The sequence below is a fragment of the Nocardia sp. genome, from assembly GCF_025465275.1.
In the GTDB taxonomy this organism is placed as follows: Bacteria; Actinomycetota; Actinomycetes; order Mycobacteriales; family Mycobacteriaceae; genus Nocardia.
On record NZ_JAODNK010000142.1, the window covers coordinates 22,324 to 46,202 of the forward strand.

At 66.1% G+C, this 23,879-nt stretch carries 28 protein-coding genes; 9 read left to right on the top strand and 19 right to left on the bottom strand.

Going from position 1 to position 23,879, the window contains the following annotated elements:
• Positions 1 to 143: 143 nt before the first annotated feature.
• A complete protein-coding gene (leuS, locus tag JWN03_RS30805; RefSeq protein WP_441343089.1) occupies positions 144 to 3,047 on the bottom strand; it encodes a leucine--tRNA ligase in 2,904 nt (967 codons plus the stop codon).
• Positions 3,048 to 3,226: 179 nt separating this feature from the next.
• Here leuS and JWN03_RS30810 point away from each other — a divergent pair, with 179 nt between their 5' ends.
• On the top strand, positions 3,227 to 3,637 hold the full coding sequence (locus JWN03_RS30810) for an SdpI family protein (protein WP_297622325.1): 411 nt from the start codon (positions 3,227 to 3,229) through the stop codon (positions 3,635 to 3,637).
• 7 nt (positions 3,638 to 3,644) lie between these two features.
• Here JWN03_RS30810 and JWN03_RS30815 read toward each other — a convergent pair whose 3' ends face one another.
• From JWN03_RS30815 to JWN03_RS30825, 3 genes are all read right to left on the bottom strand, one after another.
• Positions 3,645 to 4,073 (bottom strand): GNAT family N-acetyltransferase, encoded by a 429-nt coding sequence (locus JWN03_RS30815; RefSeq protein ID WP_297622327.1) that lies wholly within the window; start codon positions 4,071 to 4,073, stop codon positions 3,645 to 3,647.
• 14 nt (positions 4,074 to 4,087) lie between these two features.
• On the bottom strand, positions 4,088 to 4,384 hold the full coding sequence (locus JWN03_RS30820) for a hypothetical protein (protein ID WP_297622329.1): 297 nt from the start codon (positions 4,382 to 4,384) through the stop codon (positions 4,088 to 4,090).
• 69 nt (positions 4,385 to 4,453) lie between these two features.
• Positions 4,454 to 4,849 (bottom strand): DUF4345 domain-containing protein, encoded by a 396-nt coding sequence (locus tag JWN03_RS30825; RefSeq protein ID WP_297622331.1) that lies wholly within the window; start codon positions 4,847 to 4,849, stop codon positions 4,454 to 4,456.
• Between the two features lie 87 nt (positions 4,850 to 4,936).
• Here JWN03_RS30825 and JWN03_RS30830 point away from each other — a divergent pair, with 87 nt between their 5' ends.
• Positions 4,937 to 5,545, top strand: a complete 609-nt coding sequence (locus tag JWN03_RS30830; protein WP_297622333.1) for a TetR/AcrR family transcriptional regulator — start codon at positions 4,937 to 4,939, stop codon at positions 5,543 to 5,545.
• Here the strand turns inward: JWN03_RS30830 and JWN03_RS30835 are convergent.
• From JWN03_RS30835 to JWN03_RS30845, 3 genes are all read right to left on the bottom strand, one after another.
• Positions 5,542 to 5,856: a hypothetical protein gene (locus tag JWN03_RS30835; protein WP_297622335.1), complete on the bottom strand. Its 315-nt coding sequence runs from the start codon at positions 5,854 to 5,856 to the stop codon at positions 5,542 to 5,544. The genes JWN03_RS30830 and JWN03_RS30835 overlap by 4 nt on opposite strands.
• Positions 5,853 to 6,722, bottom strand: coding sequence for a DUF692 domain-containing protein (locus JWN03_RS30840; protein WP_297622404.1), 870 nt, complete (start codon positions 6,720 to 6,722; stop codon positions 5,853 to 5,855). Before JWN03_RS30840 ends, JWN03_RS30835 begins: the two co-directional genes overlap by 4 nt.
• Before the next feature lie 143 nt (positions 6,723 to 6,865).
• On the bottom strand, positions 6,866 to 7,804 hold the full coding sequence (locus tag JWN03_RS30845) for a TIGR04222 domain-containing membrane protein (protein ID WP_297622337.1): 939 nt from the start codon (positions 7,802 to 7,804) through the stop codon (positions 6,866 to 6,868).
• A gap of 120 nt (positions 7,805 to 7,924) precedes the next feature.
• On the opposite strand from JWN03_RS30845, the gene JWN03_RS30850 reads away from it, so the two are divergent.
• On the top strand, positions 7,925 to 8,893 hold the full coding sequence (locus tag JWN03_RS30850) for a bile acid:sodium symporter family protein (protein WP_297622339.1): 969 nt from the start codon (positions 7,925 to 7,927) through the stop codon (positions 8,891 to 8,893).
• Here JWN03_RS30850 and JWN03_RS30855 read toward each other — a convergent pair.
• Genes JWN03_RS30855 through JWN03_RS30870 form a run of 4 tightly spaced genes read right to left on the bottom strand, consistent with a single transcriptional unit; the run spans position 8,847 to position 13,496 of the window.
• Positions 8,847 to 9,947, bottom strand: a complete 1,101-nt coding sequence (locus JWN03_RS30855) for an aminotransferase class I/II-fold pyridoxal phosphate-dependent enzyme (RefSeq protein WP_297622341.1) — start codon at positions 9,945 to 9,947, stop codon at positions 8,847 to 8,849. The two genes, JWN03_RS30850 and JWN03_RS30855, sit on opposite strands and share 47 nt — an antisense overlap.
• Positions 9,944 to 10,987: a 3-oxoacyl-ACP synthase III family protein gene (locus JWN03_RS30860; RefSeq protein WP_297622342.1), complete on the bottom strand. Its 1,044-nt coding sequence runs from the start codon at positions 10,985 to 10,987 to the stop codon at positions 9,944 to 9,946. The genes JWN03_RS30855 and JWN03_RS30860 overlap by 4 nt, the downstream gene beginning before the upstream one ends.
• Before the next feature lie 11 nt (positions 10,988 to 10,998).
• Positions 10,999 to 11,658: an SRPBCC family protein gene (locus JWN03_RS30865; RefSeq protein ID WP_297622343.1), complete on the bottom strand. Its 660-nt coding sequence runs from the start codon at positions 11,656 to 11,658 to the stop codon at positions 10,999 to 11,001.
• 2 nt (positions 11,659 to 11,660) lie between these two features.
• Entirely contained in the window at positions 11,661 to 13,496 is a 1,836-nt protein-coding gene (locus tag JWN03_RS30870; RefSeq protein ID WP_297622344.1) for a thiamine pyrophosphate-binding protein, read from the bottom strand.
• 187 nt (positions 13,497 to 13,683) lie between these two features.
• On the opposite strand from JWN03_RS30870, the gene JWN03_RS30875 reads away from it, so the two are divergent.
• The 3 genes from JWN03_RS30875 to JWN03_RS30885 all read left to right on the top strand — a co-directional run bounded on the left by JWN03_RS30875 (position 13,684) and on the right by JWN03_RS30885 (position 16,101).
• Complete coding sequence (locus JWN03_RS30875) at positions 13,684 to 14,199, top strand: EXLDI protein (protein WP_297622345.1); 516 nt, start codon at positions 13,684 to 13,686, stop codon at positions 14,197 to 14,199.
• Positions 14,200 to 14,323: 124 nt separating this feature from the next.
• The gene (locus JWN03_RS30880; protein ID WP_297622346.1) at positions 14,324 to 15,283 is read left to right on the top strand and encodes an ATP-binding cassette domain-containing protein; all 960 of its coding nucleotides are present in this window, start codon (positions 14,324 to 14,326) and stop codon (positions 15,281 to 15,283) included.
• Complete coding sequence (locus tag JWN03_RS30885) at positions 15,280 to 16,101, top strand: ABC transporter permease (protein WP_297622348.1); 822 nt, start codon at positions 15,280 to 15,282, stop codon at positions 16,099 to 16,101. Before JWN03_RS30880 ends, JWN03_RS30885 begins: the two co-directional genes overlap by 4 nt.
• Positions 16,102 to 16,253: 152 nt before the next feature.
• On the opposite strand, the gene JWN03_RS30890 is transcribed toward JWN03_RS30885, so the two are convergent.
• The 3 genes from JWN03_RS30890 to JWN03_RS30900 all read right to left on the bottom strand — a co-directional run bounded on the left by JWN03_RS30890 (position 16,254) and on the right by JWN03_RS30900 (position 18,238).
• On the bottom strand, positions 16,254 to 16,967 hold the full coding sequence (locus JWN03_RS30890; protein WP_297622349.1) for a zf-HC2 domain-containing protein: 714 nt from the start codon (positions 16,965 to 16,967) through the stop codon (positions 16,254 to 16,256).
• The gene (locus JWN03_RS30895) at positions 16,964 to 17,449 is read right to left on the bottom strand and encodes a sigma-70 family RNA polymerase sigma factor (RefSeq protein WP_297622350.1); all 486 of its coding nucleotides are present in this window, start codon (positions 17,447 to 17,449) and stop codon (positions 16,964 to 16,966) included. Before JWN03_RS30895 ends, JWN03_RS30890 begins: the two co-directional genes overlap by 4 nt.
• A 174-nt stretch (positions 17,450 to 17,623) precedes the next feature.
• Entirely contained in the window at positions 17,624 to 18,238 is a 615-nt protein-coding gene (locus JWN03_RS30900; protein WP_297622352.1) for a YqgE/AlgH family protein, read from the bottom strand.
• 220 nt (positions 18,239 to 18,458) lie between these two features.
• Here JWN03_RS30900 and JWN03_RS30905 point away from each other — a divergent pair, with 220 nt between their 5' ends.
• Entirely contained in the window at positions 18,459 to 19,220 is a 762-nt protein-coding gene (locus JWN03_RS30905) for a lysophospholipid acyltransferase family protein (RefSeq protein ID WP_297622354.1), read from the top strand.
• 7 nt (positions 19,221 to 19,227) lie between these two features.
• Here JWN03_RS30905 and JWN03_RS30910 read toward each other — a convergent pair whose 3' ends face one another.
• The gene (locus tag JWN03_RS30910) at positions 19,228 to 19,560 is read right to left on the bottom strand and encodes a GNAT family N-acetyltransferase (RefSeq protein ID WP_297622356.1); all 333 of its coding nucleotides are present in this window, start codon (positions 19,558 to 19,560) and stop codon (positions 19,228 to 19,230) included.
• 97 nt (positions 19,561 to 19,657) lie between these two features.
• Here JWN03_RS30910 and JWN03_RS30915 point away from each other — a divergent pair, with 97 nt between their 5' ends.
• Positions 19,658 to 20,782: a glycerate kinase gene (locus tag JWN03_RS30915; RefSeq protein WP_297622358.1), complete on the top strand. Its 1,125-nt coding sequence runs from the start codon at positions 19,658 to 19,660 to the stop codon at positions 20,780 to 20,782.
• 31 nt (positions 20,783 to 20,813) lie between these two features.
• On the opposite strand, the gene JWN03_RS30920 is transcribed toward JWN03_RS30915, so the two are convergent.
• Complete coding sequence (locus tag JWN03_RS30920) at positions 20,814 to 21,164, bottom strand: winged helix-turn-helix transcriptional regulator (protein WP_297622360.1); 351 nt, start codon at positions 21,162 to 21,164, stop codon at positions 20,814 to 20,816.
• A gap of 16 nt (positions 21,165 to 21,180) precedes the next feature.
• Here JWN03_RS30920 and JWN03_RS30925 point away from each other — a divergent pair, with 16 nt between their 5' ends.
• The gene (locus tag JWN03_RS30925; RefSeq protein WP_297622362.1) at positions 21,181 to 21,819 is read left to right on the top strand and encodes an NAD(P)-dependent oxidoreductase; all 639 of its coding nucleotides are present in this window, start codon (positions 21,181 to 21,183) and stop codon (positions 21,817 to 21,819) included.
• A gap of 10 nt (positions 21,820 to 21,829) precedes the next feature.
• On the opposite strand, the gene JWN03_RS30930 is transcribed toward JWN03_RS30925, so the two are convergent.
• Genes JWN03_RS30930 through JWN03_RS30940 form a run of 3 tightly spaced genes read right to left on the bottom strand, consistent with a single transcriptional unit; the run spans position 21,830 to position 23,833 of the window.
• A complete protein-coding gene (locus JWN03_RS30930; RefSeq protein WP_297622364.1) occupies positions 21,830 to 22,066 on the bottom strand; it encodes a helix-turn-helix transcriptional regulator in 237 nt (78 codons plus the stop codon).
• Positions 22,056 to 22,907 carry an ABC transporter permease gene (locus JWN03_RS30935; RefSeq protein WP_297622367.1) on the bottom strand — a complete coding sequence of 284 codons (852 nt, stop codon included), beginning with the start codon at positions 22,905 to 22,907 and terminating at the stop codon, positions 22,056 to 22,058. Before JWN03_RS30935 ends, JWN03_RS30930 begins: the two co-directional genes overlap by 11 nt.
• Positions 22,904 to 23,833 carry an ABC transporter ATP-binding protein gene (locus tag JWN03_RS30940; RefSeq protein ID WP_297622369.1) on the bottom strand — a complete coding sequence of 310 codons (930 nt, stop codon included), beginning with the start codon at positions 23,831 to 23,833 and terminating at the stop codon, positions 22,904 to 22,906. Before JWN03_RS30940 ends, JWN03_RS30935 begins: the two co-directional genes overlap by 4 nt.
• Between the last annotated feature and the right edge of the window lie 46 nt (positions 23,834 to 23,879).

Sequence of the window (23,879 nt, forward strand, 5' to 3'; positions counted from 1 at the left end):
GCCCGGGTCTGGACTGCGGCTCCATAGACCTGCGCCTTGGAGCGGGGGAGCGAACGGCTCCATAGACCTGCGCCTTGGAGGAGCGGAGGAGGGAAGGCCCGGGTAACAGGGCCACGAACCCGCCGGAGCGGAGCGGAGGCAAATTAGGCACTGACGATGTTTACGAGGCGGCCGGGGACCACGATGATCTTGCGCGGGTCCTTGCCGCCCAGCAGTTCCGCGATCTTTTCGTCGGCCAGGGCGGCGGCCTGTACCGCCGCCTGATCGGCGTCCGCGGGGACGCTGATGCGGCTGCGGACCTTGCCGTTGACCTGGATCGGGTACTCCACCGAATCTGCCACCAGCAGTGCCGGATCCGCGATCGGGAAGGGGCCGTGTGCCAGGGAGGCGGTGTGGCCCAGGCGTTCCCACAGCTCCTCGGCAATGTGCGGTGCCATCGGGGCCAGCATCAGGACCAGCGGCTCGACCAGGGCGCGCGGTGCGCCGTCGCCGTAGTTCTTGGTCAGATAGTTGGTCAGCTCGATCAGCTTCGCGCCGGCGGTATTGTCCCGCAGGTTGGCGTAGTCGTCGTCCACACCGGCAATGGTCTTGTGCACCAGGCGCAGTGCCTCGTTCGAAGGCTCGGCGTCGGTGACGCGGACCGCGCCGGTCTCCTCGTCCACCACCAGTCGCCATACCCGCTGCAGGAAGCGCTGCGCGCCGACGACATCCTTGGTGGACCACGGGCGCGAGGCATCCAGCGGGCCCATGGACATTTCGTAGAAGCGGAAGGTGTCCGCGCCGTACGCGTCGTACATCTCGTCCGGGGAGATGGCGTTCTTCAGTGACTTGCCGATCTTGCCGAACTCTCGGAAGACTTCGATCTCCGTGCCGGATTCGTTGGTCCAGAAGAACTTTTCATCCCGCTCGACGATCTCGGTGGCGGGCACGTAGGTGCGACGCTCGTCGGCGTAGGCGTAGTCCTGGACATAGCCCTGGTTGAACAGGCGGCGGTACGGCTCGCTGCTGGATACATCGCCCAGATCGAACAGCACCTTCTGCCAGAAGCGCGCATACAGCAGGTGCAGCACCGCATGCTCCACGCCGCCGATGTACAGATCGACGCCGCCGGGATCCTTCGGGCCGTGCTCGGCGGTGCGCGGACCCAGCCAGTACTGCTCGTTCTCCTTGGCGCAGAACGTCTCCGAGTTGGTCGGATCGGCATAGCGCAGCTGGTACCAGGAGCTGCCCGCCCAGTTGGGCATGACATTGGTATCGCGGCGGTACTGCTTGGGGCCGTCGCCCAGGTCCAGGGTGACGTGCACCCACTCGGTGGCCTTGGCCAGCGGCGGCGACGGCTCCGAGTCTGCATCGTCCGGATCGAAGGTGACCGGTGCGAAGTCCGCCATCTCCGGCAGCTGTACGGGCAGCATGGATTCGGGCAGGGCGTGCGCCGCGCCGTTCTCGTCGTAGACGATGGGGAACGGCTCGCCCCAGTAGCGCTGACGAGCGAACAGCCAGTCGCGCAGCTTGTACTGAATGGTGCCCTTACCGTGGCCATTGGCCTCCAGCTCGGCGATCACCTCGGCCTTGGCGGCGTCGATCTCCAGCCCGTCCAGGTAACCGGAGTTCACCAGCGTGCCCTCACCGGAGTACGCGGCCTCCGAGATATCGCCGCCCGCAACCACTTCCACGATCGGCAGGCCGAAGGCGGTGGCGAACTCCCAGTCGCGCGGATCGTGGCCGGGGACCGCCATGATGGCGCCGGTGCCGTACCCGCTCAGCACATAGTCGGCGATGAACACCGGCACGCGGGCGCCGTTCACCGGGTTGGTGGCGTAGGAGCCCAGGAAGACGCCGGTCTTCTCCTTGCTCTCCTGCCGCTCCAGATCGGATTTGGCGGCGATGGACTTGCGGTATGCCGCAACGGCTTCCGCCGGTGTGTCCGTGCCGCCGAAGGTCCAGCGCGGTTCGGTGCCGGTGGGCCAGGTGGCCTCGGTCAGCCGGTCGACCAGCTCGTGCTCGGGGGCCAGCACCACATACGTCGCGCCGAACAGGGTGTCGGGGCGGGTGGTGAATACCTCCACGATGTCGGAGCCTGCTTCGAACTTCACCTGCGCGCCGCGCGAACGCCCGATCCAGTTGCGCTGCATGGCCTTCACGTTCTCCGGCCAGTCCAGATCGTCCAGGTCGTCGACCAGGCGATCGGAGTAGGCGGTGATGCGCATCATCCACTGCCACAGGCGCTTACGGAACACCGGGAAATTGCCGCGCTCACTGCGGCCTTCGCCGGTGACCTCTTCATTGGACAGCACGGTGCCCAGCCCGGGGCACCAGTTGACCATCGAATCGGTCTGGTAGACCAGGCGATACGAGTCGATCAGCGCATTGCGCTCGGACGGGCCCAGCTGGTTCCAGGCGCGGTCGTCGTCGGCGGCGACGCGCTTGCCGTCCTCGAACTCGGTGATCAGCTCGGCGATCGGGCGGGCCCTACCCTGACCCTCGTCGTACCAGGAGTTGTAGATGCGCAGGAAGATCCACTGCGTCCACTTGTAGTACTCGGGATCGGTGGTGGCGAAGGAGCGGCGGCGATCGTGGCCCAGGCCCAGCCGGTCCAGCTGGCGCTGCATATTCCCGATATTCGACTCGGTGGTCACCCGTGGATGCGCGCCGGTCTGCACCGCGTACTGCTCGGCGGGCAGGCCGAAGGCGTCATAACCCAGGGCGTGCAGCACATTCCGGCCGCGCATGCGGTGGAAGCGAGCGAAGACGTCGGTGGCGATATAGCCCAGCGGATGGCCGACGTGCAGGCCCGCGCCCGAGGGGTACGGGAACATGTCCTGCACGAACAGCTTGTCGGCCGGGGTCTCGCCCTGCAGCGGGCCGACCGGATTGGGCGCGTAGAACGTGCCGCGCTCCTGCCAGGCATCCTGCCACTTCTGCTCTACCCGGCCGGCCTGCTCCGCGTTGTAACGGTGTGCGGGCACATCGCTGGCCCCACCCACCGCCGCCGCGCTGCCTGCAATGCCGTCAGCGGTGGGTGTGTCGGTTGCGCGAGTGTCCTGCACGTCCTGCCCTCTTGTCCTAGCCGATCCCCTATAAGGTCGTTCACCAGGTTAAAGCGTGTGCACCCCCACACCCAAAAGGGGCCGACGACCGGACCCGACACGCCGCAAGAACATCCGTGCCAAGTTCGCGACCAGGGGCCGCGAACCCACCGGAGCGAAGCGTAGGTAAATTAAACAGAGTGTTGGTTGTAGCGCTCATTCTGTTTGTCCTGTCGGCGGTGGCCGTGGTCACCGGAGTGCTCGGGCTCACCGGCACCCTCCCGCCCAATCGCATCTTCGGTGTTCATACCGATGAAGCCGTGCGGACCGAGGAGAACTACCGGCTCGCCAATCAGGTGGCCGCACCGACGTCCATCGTGGCGGGCGTGCTGCTGGCCGCCGGTGGCGGAGTCGCCGTGGTCGCGGGTGGTATCCCGGCCGTGATCATCTCGGTGCTGACCCTGGTCATTGCCGTCTTCACCCTCGGCGCCGGGGCTACTGCGGCGGCCAATGCGCTCGCGGCCAATGCGCCCGCTCCCGAGGTCGGCGGCTGCGGCACCGCCTGCGGTTCGTGCTCGCTGCGCGACGCCTGCGCGCCCGCCGCCAACTGATTTCCGGCTACCCGAGGTTCTTGCGCATCCAGATGTGCGGAATGCCCGCGTCATCGCCGATATCGCCGTAGGCCTGATAGCCGAGCCGTTCGTAGAAGCCTTGCGCGTGCGTCTGCGCGTGTAGTTCGACCGCGGCCAACCCGCGTTCGCGCACCCGTTCTTCGATGGCTCCCACCAGCGCGACCCCGAGGCCGGTGCCCCGGGTTTCGGCCAGTACGGCCAGCCGGCCGAGCACGCCTACGTCCTCACGAACGATCAGGCGGCCCGCGCCGACCGGCTGCCCGTCGAGACGGGCGAGGAAGTGATCGGCCGTCTCATCGAGCTCGTCGAGTTCCAGCTCCTCCGGCACACCCTGTTCCGCCACGAAAACCTTCATGCGTACGGAGTATGCGTCGGCCAGCTCCTGCTCCGTGCCGACGGTGATGACCTCGATCATGAGGCCAGCATGCCTCAGTGCTCGTCGTAGTGACCGTCGTGGGCTGCGTGCCGATGGCCGTCGTGGATGTAGTCGACGTGATCGCCGTGCGGCACCGATACATGCCCGCAGCCGTCGCCGTGCTGGTGCTCGTGAGTGTCGTGCGGGGTGTGATCGGCGGGCTCGCACTCGTCGTAATGACCATCGTGAACGCGGTGCAGATGTCCGTCGTGCACATAGTCGACGTGATCGCCGTGCGGAATAGCAACGTGTCCGCAACTAGCGCCGTGTGCGTGATCGTGATCGGTGTGAGCAGCATGGGTCTGTGTCATAGAGCTTCCCTTCCGAGATGGTGGGTGCAATCCAGCAAACCGGTAGGGACATTAGCACCCATGCATGCGTCAGCTTCGTGCGACTGCACTCGGTCGACACACCGCGCGGACCAGCAGGTAATTGACCACGGGCACAACCAGTTCCACCGGAGTCATCAGCACGTAGAACCAATTCGGCTGACCCGTCGCGATCCAGGCCAGCGCCCGGGCCAGGCCGCCGGCGAAGAAGATCAGGCTCAGCAGATTGATCGGAAGCGCCTTGGTCTCGATGTCCCGGACACACCACAGCACCGCGAGTCCGTAGGCCAGGAACAGCACCGCGTAGAACCGCATATCGGAATCGATGGTCGCATTGACGGTCCCGCCTCCGATGATCGTGGACGAGCCGAAGAGTAGGTGCGCTACCGCGATTCCCACGCAGGCCACCCCGAATATCGCCAGCCAGATCCGCAGAATCTGTCGCATGTGAGCCCCTATTAGACGACTGTTGAATAGTGTGACGGTATGCGCCTCGCCGGTCGTGCGTCAACCCCTTCCACCTACGATGACCACGTGCCCAGCCGTCGACGCCTGACTCCCGAGCAGCGTCGTGACGAGCTCATGGACGCGGGCGCGCAGCTGTTCGGCGAACGCGCTTTCGACGACATCGCGATGGAGGACATCGCCGCGCACGCTCAGGTTTCGCGGGCGCTGATGTACCACTACTTCCCCACGAAGGGTGATTTCTTCGCCGCCATCTGGAAGCGCGCGCATGATCGGCTGCTCGCCGAGGCGACCATCGACCCCGCCCGGTCCGTCCGTGACGGTGTGGCCGTCGCGCTTGCGGCGCACCTGGATTTCTACCGGGCGCACGTGCCGCTGGTGTTCATCGCGAATCGCAGTGCGGTAGCCAATGATCCGGCTGTGCGCGGCCCGGTCGCCGAAGATCTCACAGCGATCTGTGATCGCATACTCGACGCCTGTGCGGCCACGGGCCACAGGCGTGATCTGGCATCGGCGGCACTGGCGGGATGGATTGCGTTCATCCGCGAGGTAGCCATCGAATGGCTACTGCACCAGCGTATTTCGCGGGACGAGGCGCTGGAGCTGGCCATGGCCACACTCGACGCCACCGCCGGCGCTCATCTCGACCTGAAAGCCGTTCCCGTGCAGTCGAATTAACGCGACCGCTGCCACCACTTGCGCCGGGGGAGCGGGATGTCGATGTGGTTCGCGAAGGCAGCCGCGTCCTCGGCGGTGGTGGTCTTGGGGCGGGTACGTGCCCACTCGAGGAAGCGGGCGGTGAAGTCCGGTCCGCAGCTGTGCGCGAGCAGCGGGAAGCGGTGCGCTACTTCGTCGGCGCGCTTGTGTAGCAGCGCATGCGCGGTTGCCGAGAGATCCGACGCATCGAAGCCCGGGGGTACGGCAGCACCGGCGACCAATGCCCGCACGACTGCCGCCTGCTGCTCGGCGAGGCTGCCCGACTCGGTCATGCCTGCCGGGCCTTCGCGTGCACCGTGATGAGCGGGCGCCGGGAGGCGGTGGCGATGGCATTGAGCTCATCGAGCAATTCGGCTGCGGGCGGGTAGTTTCCGTCGCGCTCGAGCAGGAGCGGCACCGAACGGTCGGCGGCGAATTCGGCGACCAGGGCCAGCACCTCCGCGGGCACCGGGTCGCCGTGGGTGTCGTGGTAGCGCCCGCCGGTCTCCCGGCCCCCGGCCACATGGCAGTAGGCGAGCCGCTCGGTCGGCAGCCGCAGGAGCTCGGTGAGTGGATCGCGGGAGGTATTGCGGGCGTTGGCATAGACATTCGCGATATCGAGCAGCAGATGAACTCCGGTGCGCTCCACCAATTCCCGGAGGAACTCGGCCTCGGTGAACTCGGCATCCGGCCACTCGAACAGTGCCGCGATATTCTCCACCGCGAGCGGCACCTCCAACTCCCGCTGGGTGCGGGAGACATTGCGTACCAGCGCATCCAGCCCTTCCCGGGTGCGAGGCACCGGCAGCAGATGCCCAGCCTCCATGCCACCCGCCCGCACGAACGCAATATGCTCGCTCACCAGCGGCGATCCGAGCGCCCGCGCACACGCGGCCAAATGCGCGACCCGCCGATCATCCACCGGCTCCGCACCCCCGAGCGACAGCGAAATCCCGTGCGGCACGGTGGCTATGCCTTGCGCGACCAGCGCGGCGAGCTCGTCGGGAACTACAACTTCACCGCGTGAATCACGCCGTCCGACCAGACCGGTCATCGCGGCCGCAGCGCGGCCCACGAGCTGATTCGACCGGTCCGGTCCCGCGACCAGCGACTCCGCGATGACCTCGCAGAATCCGATCCCGTCCAGAGCGTCGATCATGCCGCAGATTTCGCGCCGCCAGCCGATGCCGATAGCTCTGTCCGGGAGCAGGCCGCCCGCACTGTCGCTATTCGGCAGCCACAGCGCCTGTGCCGCTGCCACCGCTTCCGCCGGCTGCGGTTGTGTTCTCGATGCGGGCCGTGTCATCCGCCGCACCCGCCGCCGCAGCCCCCGCCTCCACAGCTGCTACCGCCACTACAGCTGCTGCCGCTGCTGCCGCCGTCGCTGCTCGAGCAACTGCCCCCCGAGCCGCCGAATCCTCCACTTGCGGCGAGGGTTCCGGTCGCGCCGGCCAGGGCCGGGTCGAGACTCCACAGCACTGTCGCGCCGAAGAGTGCGGTGCCCATGGCGGCGCTGTCTGGGCCGTAGGCGCTGTACGCGGGTGCGTTGTGCGGGCGCAAATGCCCGTTGCGGCGGACGGATTCGTCGGCGACGTGGCGGCCGAGGCGGGTCAGGCGTGGTGGGCGCCGTACCAGCAGCATGACGACGAGTACCACGATCAGCGCGAGAATCAGGTAGCCGACGCTGTGCTGGTTGGCGATGCCGGCGATGATGCGCAGGACGCCCAGCAGGAACAGTATGCCGAGCGGAAATGCGGCCAGCAGCAGGGCATTCCGCTGTTCTGGGCTGATCAGGTAGCCGCGGTCGGTCAGGGTATTGCGCAGTGAGGTGAGTGCGTCGCGCGCGGCTCCCGCGAGGAACAGCACATGCCGCTTGTCCGAGTTGCGCAGATGCGTGTGCAGGGTGCGCGAAACCGGGTCCAGCAGGTGTTCTTCGGTGGTGGTCGGGGTGCGGGTCGGTGTGCCGGTGGAGTCGATGAGGTAGTAGCCGCGTAATTGGGCGAGACCGGTGAGAACGGGTCGCCGGTCGTCGAAGAGCATGGCGGTTTCGGTCGGTGAGAGTGCGCGGGCTGATTCCTCCGGTCTGTGCGCGTCCCGCAGGATCATGGCGCGCCTGCCGAATCCGTACAGCGCGGCAAGGACACCGGCCAGGGCGTAGAGGCTCAGGAAGGTCGGGCCTGAGATACCCCAGGTATCGGCGGCCGTGCGCGGTGCGCCGGCCAGGGCGGTCCAGGGGTCCATGGCGATTCCATCCTCGGAGTCGTCTGTATGTACAGCGTCTGAAACACAGATCAACATGAGTATCGCCGAGGTATGGGTGCGGTGTTAATCCCGGAATTGCTGGGTGATTAGCCTGGTTCGGTGCGATTTCTCAGCAAGTTCTACATCGACGGGTTCATCCTGTCGATCCTCGCCACCGTCGCTGTGGCCAGCGTCTTCCCGGCGCGAGGTGAGGCCGCGACGGTAGTGACCTGGCTGACGAAGATTGCCATCGCATTGCTGTTCCTGCTGTACGGCGCCCGGCTTTCCTCGCACGAGGCGGTCACCGGTCTGAAGCACTGGCGGTTGCACACCACGGTGCTCGCCTGCACCTTTGTGCTCTTCCCGATTCTCGGTGTTGCCGCGCGAGTGCTGGTGCCGCACGTACTGACCGACGATCTGTACACCGGACTGCTGTTCCTGTGCCTGGTGCCGTCCACGGTGCAGTCGTCGATCGCCTTCACCTCGATCGCCAAGGGCAATGTGGCGGGCGCGATCGTGAGCGCGACGCTCTCCAATCTGCTGGGCGTCTTCCTCACGCCCGCACTGGTGATCCTGCTGATGAACACCACCGGTCAGGCGAAAGTCGATCTGTCCTCGATCGGCGATATCGTGCTGCAGCTCCTGGTCCCGTTCTTCCTGGGCCAGCTGATCCGCCCCAAGGTCAAGGGCTTCCTGGCCCGCTATGCGGAGCCGACCAAGCTGGTGGATCGCGGCTCCATCCTGCTGGTGGTCTACAGCGCTTTCAGTGCGGGCATGGTGGAGGGCATCTGGCATTCCCTGTCCCCGTGGCGAATTCTGCTGCTGGCCCTGGTGTGCGGTGTGCTGCTGGCACTGGTGATCGCCGCGACCTCCGCGCTCGGCAAGGCCGTGCACTTCGATCGCGGCGATCGGATCGTGGTGGTGTTCTGTGGATCGAAGAAGAGTCTGGCCACCGGTCTGCCGATGGCGACGGTCCTGTTCGCCGGTCATCCCATCGGCCTGATCGTGCTGCCGCTCATGATGTTCCATCAGATCCAGCTGATCACCTGTGCGGCGCTCGCACAACGCTGGGCTCGGAGCGCACCGTGAGCGACAGCACCCGGCTGTCGTCCCGGCGCAGTGGGCGCGCACCCGTGGTCGGCCGGGTGGCCAGCGCCTTCAATACCGCACGCCCGGCGGTCGGATCGCCGACCGCTATGCGCGCACTGCCGTCCGGATAGCGTTTGGCCACTATCCCGGCGCGCGCGAGGGCCGGGGCGACCTCGCGGCCGGGCAGGTACAGGAAGTTCGCGCTACTGCGCGGAACCCGAATGCCATTGCGCCGCAGTGCTGTCCGCAAGAGTTCCCGCTCGGTGGTGATGCGCAGGATGCGCTCCCCGAGTTCGGCCTCCGCCGCATAGGAGGCGCTCACCGCGGCGACGGCGGCCGACGGCGTCCCGAACGGCAGTTGCAGCCGCTGCACGCGCTGTACCAGTTCCGGTGCGCCGAAGGCATATCCGATGCGCAGGCCCGCGAGCCCGTACGCCTTCGAGAAGGTGCGCAGCACCAGCACATTCGGGTGCCGCCGCACCAACTCCACGGTGTCGAGCGTGTCTGTCGCGCCGAGAAATTCGATATACGCCTCGTCCAGGATGACCGGCACGGTGGCCGGAACCGAGTATAGGAAGGCCTTCAACTCGCTGGCCGGAACGACGGTGCCCGTCGGATTGTGCGGCCGGCACACCGCCACCAGCCCGGTGTTCTCGTCCACCGCCCGTGCCATGGCCCACAGATCCTGCCGGCCGGACGAATCCAGTGCCACCGGATGCGAGCGCAGCCCGACCATGCCGCTCATGATCGGATAGCCGTCGAAAGTCGGTGTGGCGAACACGAATCGAGCGCCGGATGCGGGCAGCGTCTGCATGATCTGCATGGCCACCCCCGTCGCACCCGATCCGACCACCACCTGGTCCGGGTCCACGCCGATATGGTCCGCGATGATCCGGGGCAGGACACGCGGCAGGAATTCCGGATAGCGATTCGCGTTCGCGAGACTGTCGTCGAGTGCGCGTATGACGGAAGGCAGTGGCGTGAACGGGTTCTCGCTCAAACTGAGATCGAAGCGCACGGTCTCGAATCGGTAGGCCTCCAGCGACGCACTCATCTTGCCGCTCCCCAGCGCACGGCCGCCGCACCCGCGAAGTCCCCCGCATGCGCGAACGCCGACATGAGCACGATCGAACCATTGCGCAGCCGCCCCGCCTCGTTCTCGGTGTCGAGGGTGACGGGAATGCCTGCGGCGAACAGGTTTCCGCAATGATCGAAGGTGTCGGGATGTCGTTCGGCGGGCAGCTCCAGCGCATCGTGCCAGTTGCGCAGGAAGAGCCGGTTGGGCTGATTGGTGACCAGGGTATCGATATCGCTGCTCTTCACCCCGATGCGCCGGCACACCACCTGCGCCACCTCCGGGACCAGGCGATTGCCGCGCGCGAACACCTTGGCGACCTTCGATTCGCTGAAGGTCACGCAGCCCTCGCCTTCGCCCGGCTCCCAGTACTTGCGGTCGGAGCCGGTGGAGAACTCCATATCCCCGGCGAATTCCGGATAGGTGCGGCACTCGATATCGAGAATCGGTGCGGTGTTGTTCTTTACGAGCAGTCCGACACCACAGCCGTCGCCGGGCACCGGGGCCTGCGCGAGTTTGCGGATCTCGGGCTGGGTGAAGACCGGGCCCGCGCAGTTCTGGGTGGCGACGATGAGCGCGGTGCGCGCATCGGAGCTCTGCATGATGGTGCGGGCCAGCCACATCATGTGCACGAAGGCGGCGCATCCGCCATTGTGCACATCGAAGACGTAGCGGGGGTTCATATTCATTCGCCGCGCCACCTCGCCGCCCGCGCCGAGTACCGGATTGTCCGGCAGCTGGGTGTGGGTGATCAGGATGTCGATATTCGCAAGTTCTTGTGCCCCATGGCGTTCGATGAGCGGTGCGATGGCCTGCTCCGCCATATCGTGCACCCGCTCGTCGCGGCCCACGTGATGTCGGCCCTTCGGCGCCCGGAACATGACGTTCTTCGCCATGCGCTCGGAGCGGGAGAACTGGGTGAAGTATTCGGTGCCGACCGGCTCACCGGGCAGATAGCTGGCCACATCGACCAGACTGACCGGAGACCGTGTTTGCAGGGTGGGGTCCGTGAAATCCATGGTGCGCCTACCTACTTCATCCAGTCGGGGGTGAGCGGGAGTCCGTGTGCGGCGCGGTATTCGGCGATCGCCTTGAGGTTGTCCATTTCCAGCTGGTGCCCGGCCGAGAACATCTCCCAGAAGTCGCCGACCCACACCTTGCGACCCTCGGGTGCGCTGTCCTGGTAGGGATTCCGGTCGTAGAACGGGTGATGACAGTTGGTCCACAACACCACCGAACCGGGCTTGTCGAATACCACCTGCGCGTCCACCACCCGCATCAGGTAGATCATCCACAGGTGCTTGCTCTGATCCCACGCACAGTGGTAATCCACCGTCATGGCATCGGGATTGGCGACGGTGCGGGTGTAGATGCGGGTATTGGGGCCCAGCCGGTCGTACGACTCCCACAGTCCCGGCTCCGCGGTTTCGGTGAAGCCGCGCAGGCTGTAGGTCCACTCCTCCAATGACCGTGTGTCCGAAAGATATTCGTACAGCTCGCGCGGGGGAGCCTCGATATAGGCCTGGACCGGGCAATAGTCGCCGAAGATCTGGTCGTGTGGATACACCGACCGGAGCATTTCGAGGATGACGGGGGTGGTCTCCTCGCGGTCGGAGTTCTCGATACGTAAGAGTCCGGGCACCACCCCCTCGGGGATGTCGCTGAGTGCAGGCAGGGCGCTGGTGGTCACGATTACCTCCGCGGTGCCGTCAGAAACGGCGTGAAAGGTGGGATTTCGTCGGGATCGCAGTCGACGGCGATGAACGACGGACCTGGACTGCCGACGCAGTGCCGAAGTGATTCGGCGAGATCGGCTCTGGTGATGGGTGCGTGTGTGCACAGATCCGGGAACATGGCCGCGAGACCGGCGCCCGGATACGCCGGTCGAAATCTGTTGAAGCTGTAGCGATCCCCGTAATACAGCTGTTCGCGAGTTATGCACATGGCATGCGCGTTGTTGTTGAAGACAATGAAGGTGATCGGCAGGTTGTGCTCGATGGCGGTGTGAATCTCCATGCCGTGCATGAAAAATGCACCGTCACCGGCGATGACGTAGGTCCGTCGCATACTCCCGTCCGGGCGTTGGCTCCGCGCGAAGGCCGAGCCGATGCCGGCTCCGAACGCATACCCCATCCCGCCCATCCCCAGGGCGACCGTGAACCGGCCGTCCCGCGGCAGCCGCAGATGATGAACCACTGCGGCGCCGGTGTTCCCGGCATCGGCGAACACATCCGCGCCCTCGGGCAGCGCCTCGTTGATGGCCTCGACCACCTCCCGGTACCGCAGCCCGGGACCTTCCGAGGGCTGCGCGGCCGTATCTTCGGGCTGTTCGTCGCGCTCGGCCTGGACGGCGGTGATCGCGGTACCGGAGTTGTCGAACGCTGTGGATAGACCTGTGACAGTTGTGGATAGATCCGCGACCTCTCCGCTGTCCGGTACCAGTTGCAGGCTGAACCGGATATGCCGCGGGCCGTCCGCGGCCGCCTCGCTGCCCGGGCCGTGCAGGTGAATCGGTGTGGCAGCGGTCAATTCGCCGATCAGCTCGGCCAGCGTGAGCGACAGATCGGTGCTGCGCGCATGGATCGAGCCCAGGAACGGGATCTCCCCGCCGATGCTGGCCAGCGGCACCTCCGCCAGCGCGTCCTCCAGCCCGGCGCGGGCGGTGACCGGCATACGGGTGCCGATGAGCAGGCAGAGGCTGGCCCGGTGCAGTGCGTGGATGAGTTCCGGATGCCCCATGCTGCCCGCTACGCCGCAGAATCCGGGATCGGCGTGGTGGTAGACATCCTTGGCGTCCGGAGCCACACCGACGGCCGCATCGAGCACCGCGGCGAGCTGTGCCAGTTCGCCGCGCGCGGCGTCGCGGGCGACCTGATCTCCGGCAATGATCACCACCTTGCCGATGACCCGGGCGGCCTGCAGAGTGTGCACAACTCTCCACAGGCTCTCGGTATCGCGGCGATAGGCGCGCAGCGGCGGGGCGAACGCGGGCGCGACGAGTTCCGCCTGCTGAATATCCTTGGGCAGCAGCAATACCGCCGGACCACCGTGCTGCGTGGCATGGATGGCGCGGGTGAGGTGAGCGGGCAGGTCGGCGGGGGCCTCGACGCGGGCGCAGTAGTGCGAGATCGGCGTGAACAGCCGAACCGCGTCGAAGGCGCCGGCCCGCCCGCTCGTGTCCTGAAAGGCGCCCTTGCCTTCCAGGACGGTCGGCGGCTGCCCGATCAGCGCGAGTACCGGTACGCGGGAGGTGAAGGATTCGGCCAGCCCGGCGACCAGATTCATGGCGCCGCCGCCCGAGGTCGCCGCGACCACGCCGAGGCCGGCGGTGGCGCGGGCATAACCGTCGGCCATGGTGGCGGCGGAGAATTCGTGCTTCGCGACCACGGCGGTGACAAGTTCGCGATGATCGAATGCCGCGTCGTAGAGGTCTTCGATATTCGCGCCGCCGACGCCGAATATATGCCGCACTCCCAGCTCCGAAACGGCTTTGACCAGGTGATCCACCACGCGTGTTCGATTGTGCATCGGGCGGCTCCCTTCGGTGCCTGACACCGGACTCCCGAGTCTGTACTCGGGATACGAATGCGAGCCGTCGCCGGTTCAATCCGGCGGGTCCGCCGTACGCCTGCTGGAGGACCATTCCCGCATCGAGCCGGGTCAAACCCGACCGGATCACTTGCCATGTATGTATACGTCTACGTATAGTTGGCTCATGCCGAACAAGACGATCTACGTATCCGATGAGGACCTCAAACTGTTTCAGCGTGCGCAGGAGCTGGTGGGGGGCAATTTATCGGGTGCGATCGTGACGGCACTGCGGCGCTTCATCGAGCTCGAGGAGGGCCGCGTAGAGGGCTACGACGAGGTGGTCCTGAAGGTCGGCAAGGACGGGGTGCGGCAGATTCGTTTCTCCGGCGCACTGCTGACCGAGTGGCACCAGGTCGGCGACAAGCGCGTCGAGGACATTCGGGTGTACCGCACACGCAAAGGCGCGTACGCGGTGCACAGCCACTTCTCCTACTGGAGTGAATTCCCGACCGACACCAATATCCTCAAGGATTGGAAGCAGTGGCGGCGCTTTCTCGGTGTGGGTGAACAGGATTGGGGTGACTACCTCTTCGAGGTCGTCGACAGCGTCGGCGAGCTGGAGGGCAAGATCCCCGATCGGCTCTTCGCCCGCGTCGTCGACATCACCGAGCACCGGAATATCGAAGTGCTCGACATCTGAACCGCCTGATCTCTGAACAGCCTGTCGCACAACTGAACACATAACAGCTTTGATCGCAGCCGCAGCGGTCACGGCCTAGGTAAGTCATGCATTCATGCGTACCTATTGATGAGAAGGGGAACCCATGACCACCGCCCACCGCCCGGCAGCCATCGAGGCTGCGGGTCTGTGCAAATCGTTCGGGGAGCAGATTGTGCTCGACCGGATCGACTTCACCGTTCCGGAAGGCAGCATCTACTCGCTGCTCGGCCCGAACGGCGCGGGCAAGACCACCACCGTGCAGATCCTCTCCACGCTGATCAAGGCGGACGGCGGCGAAATGCGGGTCGGCGGTTACGATCTCGCGACGCAGCCGGACGACGTCCGCTCGATCATCGGTGTGACCGGACAGTTCTCCGCGGTCGACGAACTGCTCACCGGCCGCGAGAACCTGCTCCTCATGGGCGACCTGCACCACCTGCCGGGCACTGAAAGCCGCCGTCGCGCAGTGGAATTGCTGGAGAAGTTCGATCTGGTCGATGCCTCCGAGAAGGTGGCGTCCAGCTATTCCGGCGGTATGACCCGCCGCCTCGATCTGGCCATGACTCTGGTCGGGCAGCCGCGCATCATCTTCCTGGACGAGCCCACCACCGGCCTCGACCCGCGCAGCCGCCGCGTCATGTGGGACATCATTCGCGACCTGGTCGCAGGCGGTGTGACCGTCTTCCTCACGACCCAGTATCTGGAGGAGGCCGATCAACTGGCCGACCGCATCGCGGTGCTGCACCAGGGCCGCCTGGTCGCCGAGGGCACCCCCGATCAGCTCAAGCGGCTGGTACCCGGCGGCTATGTGCGGCTGGATTTCCATGATCGCGCCGAACTCGACTCCGCAGCACTGGCTTTGGGTAACGCCGCCCAGGTCAACGGTGATCTCACGCTGGCCGTGCCGAGCGACGGCGGCGTGCGCTCGGTGCGCGAGGTGATCGACCGCCTCGATGCCGCCGGCGTCGAGCCCGCCGGACTGTCCGTGCACACCGCCGATCTCGACGACGTCTTCCTGGCCCTCACCGGTGGCCACGCTCCCGAAAAGGAAAATGCGAAATGAACACAGCAGCGCTCAGCGATTCGAACACCGGTACCGGCCGGGCGATGGGCGGGCGCACCTCGTTCGCTGACTCGAAGACCATGCTGCGCCGGAATCTGGTGCACGCCAAGCGATATCCCGGGATGACTATCGGTATTCTGCTCATGCCGATCTTCATGCTGCTCATGTTCAACTACATTTTCGGCGGTGCGCTGCGGGGTGCGACCGGCGGCGCCAAGTACATCCAGTACCTGACGCCCGGCATGATGCTCATGATTCCGGCGTACATGATCGCGGGCATCGCGGTGTCGGTAAATACCGATATGACCAAGGGCATCGTCAATCGTTTTCGCACCATGCATATTTCGCAGTCGTCCGTGCTGACCGGTCAGGTGATCGGCACCTGGATCCAGGGTATGGCAGGCGTGAGCCTCATGACCCTGGTGGCTGTGCTCATCGGTTTCCGGTCACACGATGCGGGTGTACCGCAGTGGCTGGCCGCCTTCGGTCTCATCGGCCTGACCATCTTCGCGCTGAACTGGCTCGGCGCGGGCTTCGGTGTGGTCGCCCAGAACCCGGAGAGTGCGGGCAATCTGGCCACGCCGATCCTGTTGCTGCCGTTCCTCGGTAGCGGTCTGGTGCCCACCGACACCATGCCGGCCGGTGTGAAGCAGTTCGCCGAGTACCAGCCCTTCAGCCCCATTACGGAAACCCTGCGCGGGCTGCTGATGGGCACCGAAATCGGCAACAACGGCATCCTCGCCATCGCCTGGTGCCTGGCGCTCGGTGCGATCGGATACTTCTGGTCCACATCAGTTTTCCGGCGTAAGACCAGCTGAAGCTTCGCGGCCCGCCCGCGCCCTCCCCCGCCCCAAGGTCGTGGCCCGCCCGGGTCTGGACTGACGGAGCGGGGGAGCGAAGCGGAGGAGCGGAGGAGGGAAGACCCGGGTAACAGGGCCACGACCCCGCCGTAGCGAAGCGGAGGCAGACATCACAGCCCGGCTGCCAGCAGGATCTTGCCGGTGGCATTGCGGATCTCCACCGATTTCACATCGCCCGGCGTGGCCGAGGTGGTGCCGTCCGGGGTGAACACCTGACCCGGTTTCGCCGTCCACTCCGCCAGTTTCGACTGGGTGCCGTCGGCGCGCACCACCCACAGCGACAGCTGCCACGCGTAGATCTCATTGGACGGCGGGTAGTTGCAGATCATGTCCACCCGCGTCTGCCCGTTCACCGAGAGCAGCTTGTAGGTGGCGGCGATCGGGGTGGCCACCTGAGCCTGCAGCGGCCCCTGGGCCACCACCTGCTCGATGGCCGGAACGTCGCGCTCCGCGAGGGTGGCCGTCACCGGCACCGCGATCAGTGCGGTGGCCGCGGCCGCCGCCACCGCACCACCCACCGACCAAAATCGCTTGCGGCGCTCCCTTTTCCGGGCCTGCGCCGCCAGCTGTGGCAGCATGCGTTCCGGCGGCGGAGGTATCGCGATCGGCGGATCCTCCTGCGCCGCAATGGAAAGCGCCGTGTCCTCGTCCACCAGCGCCAGCAGTCCGGGTAGCCCGGCCAGCTTCGACACGGCCGTCCGGCAGTGGTCGCAGCTCGCCAGGTGGTCCTCGTACTCGCGGCGCTCGTCGCGGGCCAGGGCGCCGAGCACGTACGACCCGTCCCACGTGGTGTAGCCGTCACAGAGGTCGTGGCCCTCCGTCATCTCGTCACCCCCATCTCCTGTAGCACCAAACGCAGTGCCCGCATGCCGTAGTGCATACGGGACTTCACCGTCCCCTCCGGGATATCCAATTCCGCCGAGATCTGATGAGTGGACAGACCCCGGTAGTAGGCGCGGACGATGACCTCACGATGATCGATGGTCAATCGGGCCAGTGCGTCGGCTACCAGCCAACCGTCCAGTGCTCTATCCGATTGATCCGGCGTCGGCACCTCCGGCGGATTGTCCGTTCGGAACTCGCGCCGGCTTCTGGCGCTGCGATGCTCGTCCACCGCCAGATTACGGGCCACCGTGAAGAGCCAGGCCCGCGCCGAGGTTGTGGACTGGTCGAGCACATTCGGTCGCTGCCAGGCTCGCAAAAGCGTTTCCTGCACAATGTCCTCCGCGCGGCCGGGATCTCCCACCAGGCCGTACGTGTATCGCCACAATGCGGCCGCGTGCTCCTCGTAGAGCACACGGAGCAATGCTTCCCCGCCTCCCCGGGACTTTTGCCGATCGGCGGGGACGGCGAGACTTCTGAACCGGGCCGGCGGTTCGGAGTCTGGTTGCGTTCCGGGGGTACCCGGGGAGTTACCCATAACTCACCAAATCAGTCGTTGCGTACCGCATGGTGTGGGGTTCATACCAGAACCACGATGTTAGTTGCGTTCCAGTTCGATCGGGTGCGTGGCGAGCAGGGACAAAGGCAGCGGCTGCCGGCGCAGCACCTGCGCCCATAGGTCGGTGCGGCCCGCCAGCGGGTCGGTCGGAAGTGCGGACAGGACGATCCAGTCCCCGCGATCCAATTCACCTTCGAGTTGCCCGAAGGTCCAGCCGGCATAACCGGCGAAGATACGGATGCCCTCGACGAGCGGAGCGATGCGATCCGGGTCGGAGTCGAGGTCGACCAGTGCCACCCGGCCGTCCACCCGCCGCAGACCCGGGATACCGGCGAACGAGGCGCCGACCTTCACCGTGGCCAGGCACAGCGCGGCATCGCGTTTCACCGGTCCGCCGAGAAAGAGTGCGCGGGGTGGCGCCGCCAGCTCGGCCCAATTGGGGAGTACATCGTGGACGGCCGTATCACTCGGGCGGTTCAGGACCACGCCGAGACTGCCCGCGTCATTGTGCTCGATGATGTACACAATGGTGCGCCGGAAGGATGGTTCCACCAGGTCCGTTGCCGACACCAGCAGAGTCCCAGGACGTACCACCTGGTCCTCATGCCGGAATTCGCGTCGAGAACGGTCACCGTGTTCCTCTGCGCGTGCCACTCCGCCATCATTCCACCGCTGCAGGCTCTTTGCTGTGTTTAATTTGCCCTCCGCTTCGCTCCGGGCGGGTTCGCGGCCCCCTTTGTCTCGGTCTTCCCTCCTATGCTCCTCCGCTTCGCTCCCCCGCTCCAAGGCGCAGGTCTATGGAGCCGCAGTCCAGACCGAGACGGGCCGCGAACTCTGTGTGGTTGTCTCGGAGGGTTGATGGTTAGGTGGCGTTATGGAACGTCCCGAGGTAATTCTCGAGAACAATGACGCGGTGTACGACTTCTATCTCGATCATCAGCAGAATCTGTTGAAGGCGCGGGCAGCGTACTGGCTGCTGGGCCGGCGGTACCGGCCGCGGATCTCGTATGCGCCTGGTGCGCGGGAACGGCTGCGTGAGTTGATCTCCCAGCGCCGGCCGCTGCTCATCGCCGTCAATCATCTGTCGCAGCTGGACCCCTATACGGTGGCCGCCGCGGCCTGGGGGAGCGTGCTGCGACCGGTCATCGGGCGCACGCGGGTGCTGGCCAAGGACGAGCTGTTCCAGGAACCGGAACTGCGCCGCCGCATCGACATGATGGGCGGGATTCCGGTATTCCGCGGTAAGGACCACGGGCTCCGCGCGGTGAATGCCGCCGGACAGCGCATGATCGATATCTGTGCCGAGCGCATGGCACGCGGTGACGGGGTCGCGGTCTTCCCCGAGGGCACCTGCAATGATGTGGACCCGGCTCAGGTGCAAACCGTGGGAACCGGCATCGGGCACATCGCCTTCCGGGCCAAGAAGCTCGGGGCCGATCCGGTGCTGGTGAGCCTGGGCCTCAGCTACGGGCCGAGGCCGGACCCGAAGGTGGAGCCCACCAAGGAGGAGGCCAAATCGGCCAGCTTCTATTTCGGTGTGCCGGTGCCGGCGCTGCCCACCAAGCCCGCCGAGATCACCCGCATCGTGCGCGATGAACTGCAGACGGCGCTCGACGGGGCGGTCGCCGCCTACTGACTCGCGACTATTGCTGGGGCAGATTCAGGCGCTCCCGCGACCACTGCGGCACCAATGTCAGGTACTCCGGCCGGGATTCGACAAAATGGTGCACCATCGGGCACATCGGCAGAATGCCGAAGCCCGCGACAGTGGTCTGATCGAGCGCACCCTGTACGAGTTTGCGGCCGTACCCCAGGCCTTCGTAGCGCGGATAGATCTCCGTGTGCACGAAGGCGCGCTCATTGGCGGTGTCCTGATAGGCGGCGACGCCCGCGAGGTCGCCGTCGACGTACAGCTCGAAGCGATCCAGTTCGGTATTCCTGCGGACGTCGACCGACCCATTCGACTCACTCGGCATGGTGCGACGCTAACCCGTTTGCCCAGGCTATTTGTCCGTATCTACTTTCCGGCGTTCCGGGCGTGTCGCGCGCGCGGAAATCGGTGAGACTGAGCGGGTGACACACGCCGGACCACGCCGGGTGATTCTCGCCCCGGACAAATTCAAAGGCTCGCTGACCGCCGCCGAAGTGGCGGCCGCGCTCGCCCGGGGCATCCGCCGCGCCGCGCCGCACACGGATGTGCGGCAGCTGCCGGTTGCGGATGGAGGTGACGGGACGGTCGACGCTTTCCTCGCGGCTGGGTGGGAGCGGGTGCCGGTGCGGGCCCTCGGCCCTACCGGCAGAACCGTCGACACCGCCTACGCCGTCCGGGGCGATACCGCCGTGATCGAACTGGCAGCAGTGGTCGGAGTGGTGAAACTCCCTGGTGGAGTACTCGATCCTGTGGGCGCGAGCACTTACGGACTCGGTCTGGTCATAGCGGACGCCCTGGACCGCGGGGTGCGCGATATCGTGCTCGGCCTCGGCGGCAGCGCCTCCACCGACGGCGGTGCGGGCATGCTGCACGCTCTGGGGCTACGTATCCGTGATACTCGCGGCGCCGAATTGTCCTGGCCTGAAATCGTTCTCGGTCGCGGCGACCGCGTGGACCGCACCGGTCTGCACCCCGCGCTGGCGCAGACCCGCATCACTCTCGCCAGCGATGTCGACAATCCACTACTCGGCCCCGCCGGAGCGGCCGCGGTCTATGCGCCACAGAAGGGTGCAGGTCCGGCCGAGATCGCGACTCTCGAAGCGGCCCTGACGATCTGGGCGCAACTCATCGGCCCCGAATGGGCGGATAAACCCGGTGCGGGCGCGGCGGGCGGCACCGGTTTCGGTGCGATGGCTGTGCTCGGCGCGGTCCCGCGCTCGGGCATCGACGTCGTTCTCGACCTCGTCGACTTCCCCGCTCATCTGACCGGAGCCGACCTGATCGTCACCGGAGAAGGCTCCCTCGACCTGCAAAGCCTGCACGGCAAGGCCCCCATGGGCGTAGCCACCGCCGCCCGCCGCGCGGACATCCCGGTCGTAGCCGTGTCCGGTCGCCTGCAACTCACTCCGGATCAGTGGCACGCCGCCGGATTCGCCGCCGCCTACGCACTCACCGACCTGGAACCAGATCCTGTGCGCTGCATGGCCGATGCCGCGAACCTCGTGGAGCGCATCGGCGAACGCCTCGCCGAGCAATTCACGATTTGAGTGTGTGCGATCAGTACGAGGGAGGTTCGGATCAGGGGGTGGGGGCCAGGAGTCGGGTGCGGTTTCGATCGCCCCAGTGTTCGAGGGGGCGGAGGGCGAGGTTGAGGTCCTCGCCCAGAGGGGTGAGGGAGTACTCCACGCGGGGTGGGATCTCGCGGTGGACTACGCCGCTGGATTCCAGGTGGCGGAGGTTTTCTGCGAGGACCTTCTCGCTGACGCCGGTGCGGAGGCGGCGGATTTCGCCGAAGAGTTTCGGGCGGTCGCCGAGCACCCCCGCAGTGCCGAAAAGGCTGAGGCCATGGTCGAACTCGGTGCGAAGCGGGCCGCCACCGTGGCGAAGGCCCTGGATGCGAACGAGGTGGCGGTGCTCAGCCTCACCCATTACGCCGCCATACGACGTGCTCGGTCAGGCGTCGGAATGCCTGGCGGGCAAGGTGATAGCCAATCTCTCCTCGGATTCGCCGGAGCAGACGCGCCGCGGTGCAGCCTGGGTGCGTGGGCACGGTGCGGAATTCCTGCCCGGCGGTGTCATGTCGGCGGGCGACAATATCGCGCATCCGGCGTCGTACATCTTCTACAGCGGTCCGCGCGAGGTCTTCGGCGCGCACGCCGAGTTGCTGCGCCCGCTCAGTCCACCGGAGTACCTGGGTGTGGATGACGGTCTGGCACAGGTCTTCTACCAGGCATTGCTCACCATCTTCCATCCGTGGATGCTGGCCTTCGACCAGGCCTTGGCGCTGATCGCGAACTCCGGCAACGAGATCGACCGCTTCCTTCCGTTCGCACTGCGCTCCAACGAGGCGTTCCCCTACTTCATGACCGATTTTGCCGCTGCCGCGAAAGCCGGTGGCTGGGGTGATCGGGCCCAGTTGACCATGATGGATGCCGGGGCGCAGCACGTGGTCGACGCCAGTGTGGAAGCAGGCGTGGATGCTTCGCTCTCCCGCACCGCACAGGCGCTGTGGCGCAAGGCGATTGCCGCCTCGGAGAGCGCGGGTACGCCGGTACCGGTGTATTCGGTCATGCGCGGCGCCTGACCACAGCGGTCTACGCCGTTTCGGAGCCTATGCGAGGGAAGGGGTCGGTGGAGAAGACCACCTCCACCGGGACCTCGAAGTACTGCGAAACCCGCAGTGCCAGATGCAGGCTGGGGCTGTATTCGCCGCGTTCCAGGTAGCCGATGGTCTGATAGTGCACGCCGAGCGCTTCCGCCAGCTCCCGCCGGGAGATGCCGCGCTCGGCGCGCAGCATCGCGATCCGATTGAAAATGACCTCAGTAGGCACGTGCCATGGCCTTCTCGCGCCGGGCCGCCACGCTCGACCCGGATTCCCGTCGCGCCATGCGGCGCAGCACGACCGGTGCCAGCAGCAGTCCGGCAATCGACCAGACGCCCAGTATCGCAACGGTTTCCAGGTGCCGCCAGGAGTGGCCGAGCTCCACCGCCACCGCACTGTCCGGCAGCAGGGCCGAGCGCATGCCCAGACCCAGCCAGTAGATCGGGAAGATCTGGCCCACGCCCTGCAGCCAGCCGGGCAGGGCTGTCATCGGGTAGAAGATTCCGGAGATCGCCACCAGACCCATAATGGGGAAGGAGATGAAACCGATGGCGCGTGGGCTCTCGAAGATCGATCCGAGCACCGCGCCGATCGGCAGTACGGCCAGCAGGCCCAGCACCAGCACCCAGATCAGGGTCATCCAGGAGCCGACCGTGCCCAGCCGCACGCCGCCGATGATGAACGCGCCCACCGCCAGCACCATGATCAGCTGGGAGAGCACGATTCCGGACACCATGACGATTTTGCCGATCAGATAGCCGACCATGCCGTTCGGAGTCGCCTTGGCGCGCAAGAGCGTGCCGTCCTCGCGGTCCGTGGTCAGGCCCTGGCAGATGCCGAACATGCCGTTGAAGGCGATCAGCATGCCCAGGACGCCCGGCAGCGCCAGCGCACCCAGCTTCAGCCCGCTGGCTGCGAAGCTGCCATTGCGCATGAAGTACAGCGCGACCAAAGTCATGACGGGCCAGAAGAATTGGATGAACAGGTCCTGGCCGTTGGTCAGCGTCTGCCGCAGTTCGATCCAGCCGCGCCGGAACCCGGCCTTGACCGCGATGCTGATGGGATTCATCGGACTACCTCCTCCAGCGTGTGCACATCGTTCTCCTCCTGGCCGGACTCGAAGCGCTGCACCAGTGTCATATACGTGTCCTCGAGGGAGGCGCGCCGCACCTCCAGCTCCTCGATCTCCGCGCCGTGCTGCTGGAACAGCTCGTAGACGAACTTGGTGGACTCGGTGGTGGTGTGCACGAAGCGCTGGCCGTCCCGCGTCCACTTCACCTCGGCCTCACCGGCAATGCGCCGGGACAGCTGATCGGCGGACCCGTCGGCGATGATCCGCCCGCCCGCCAGTACGAGAATGCGGTCGGCCAGCTTCTCCGCCTCATCCAGATCATGGGTGGTGAGCAGGATGGTGGTGTGCTCGTCATCGGCGAGCCGGTGCACCAGATCGTGGAATTCGCGCCGGGCCTGCGGATCGAAGCCGGCAGTCGGCTCGTCCAGGAACAGCAGCTCCGGCCGCCCGACAATGCCGATGGCCACATCCAGCCGCCGGCGTTGCCCGCCGGAGAGCGTCATGACCTTCGCATCGGCGTGTGCGGTGAGACCGACCGCCGCGATGAGTTCATCGGTGTCCCACGGACGGCGAATGCTGCCGGTGGAGTAGGGCGCATAGAACATGCCGAGGTAGTCGAGAAGTTCGCGGATCCGCCACTTGCCGTGATCGCGCCAGGACTGCAGCACCACCCCGATCCGTGCGCGCCAGGCTTCGTCCCCGTGTGCCGGGTCGGTGCCCAGTACCGAAACTCGCCCCGCCGAGCGCATGCGGAACCCCTCGAGAATTTCGATGGTCGTGGTCTTGCCCGCCCCGTTCGGGCCGAGCAGGACCAGCACCTCGCCCGCATGTGCCTGAAAAGTGACGTCGTGCAGCACATCTCGCGTGCCGTATCGCATTCGCAGCTGTTCGACGTCCAATACAACATCTTCGCCGACGGTCATACCATCCTCCGTAGTAGAAGCCGGATGATATGTAGCATATCTGCTA

Bases quoted from the DNA above. Each gene is read 5' to 3' on its own strand.
- JWN03_RS30935 (WP_297622367.1), bottom strand. From the start codon at position 22,907: ATGAATCCCATCAGCATCGCGGTCAAGGCCGGGTTCCGGCGCGGCTGG.
- JWN03_RS30845 (WP_297622337.1), bottom strand. From the start codon at position 7,804: ATGGACCCCTGGACCGCCCTGGCCGGCGCACCGCGCACGGCCGCCGAT.
- JWN03_RS30890 (WP_297622349.1), bottom strand. From the start codon at position 16,967: ATGACGGAGGGCCACGACCTCTGTGACGGCTACACCACGTGGGACGGG.
- JWN03_RS30840 (WP_297622404.1), bottom strand. From the start codon at position 6,722: ATGATCGACGCTCTGGACGGGATCGGATTCTGCGAGGTCATCGCGGAG.
- JWN03_RS30875 (WP_297622345.1), top strand. From the start codon at position 13,684: ATGCCGAACAAGACGATCTACGTATCCGATGAGGACCTCAAACTGTTT.
- JWN03_RS30825 (WP_297622331.1), bottom strand. From the start codon at position 4,849: ATGCGACAGATTCTGCGGATCTGGCTGGCGATATTCGGGGTGGCCTGC.
- JWN03_RS30820 (WP_297622329.1), bottom strand. From the start codon at position 4,384: ATGACACAGACCCATGCTGCTCACACCGATCACGATCACGCACACGGC.
- JWN03_RS30860 (WP_297622342.1), bottom strand. From the start codon at position 10,987: ATGGATTTCACGGACCCCACCCTGCAAACACGGTCTCCGGTCAGTCTG.
- JWN03_RS30870 (WP_297622344.1), bottom strand. From the start codon at position 13,496: ATGCACAATCGAACACGCGTGGTGGATCACCTGGTCAAAGCCGTTTCG.
- JWN03_RS30815 (WP_297622327.1), bottom strand. From the start codon at position 4,073: ATGATCGAGGTCATCACCGTCGGCACGGAGCAGGAGCTGGCCGACGCA.
- JWN03_RS30940 (WP_297622369.1), bottom strand. From the start codon at position 23,833: ATGACCGTCGGCGAAGATGTTGTATTGGACGTCGAACAGCTGCGAATG.
- JWN03_RS30920 (WP_297622360.1), bottom strand. From the start codon at position 21,164: ATGGGTGAGGCTGAGCACCGCCACCTCGTTCGCATCCAGGGCCTTCGC.
- JWN03_RS30905 (WP_297622354.1), top strand. From the start codon at position 18,459: ATGGAACGTCCCGAGGTAATTCTCGAGAACAATGACGCGGTGTACGAC.
- JWN03_RS30855 (WP_297622341.1), bottom strand. From the start codon at position 9,947: ATGAGTGCGTCGCTGGAGGCCTACCGATTCGAGACCGTGCGCTTCGAT.
- JWN03_RS30910 (WP_297622356.1), bottom strand. From the start codon at position 19,560: ATGCCGAGTGAGTCGAATGGGTCGGTCGACGTCCGCAGGAATACCGAA.
- JWN03_RS30880 (WP_297622346.1), top strand. From the start codon at position 14,324: ATGACCACCGCCCACCGCCCGGCAGCCATCGAGGCTGCGGGTCTGTGC.
- JWN03_RS30885 (WP_297622348.1), top strand. From the start codon at position 15,280: ATGAACACAGCAGCGCTCAGCGATTCGAACACCGGTACCGGCCGGGCG.
- JWN03_RS30835 (WP_297622335.1), bottom strand. From the start codon at position 5,856: ATGACCGAGTCGGGCAGCCTCGCCGAGCAGCAGGCGGCAGTCGTGCGG.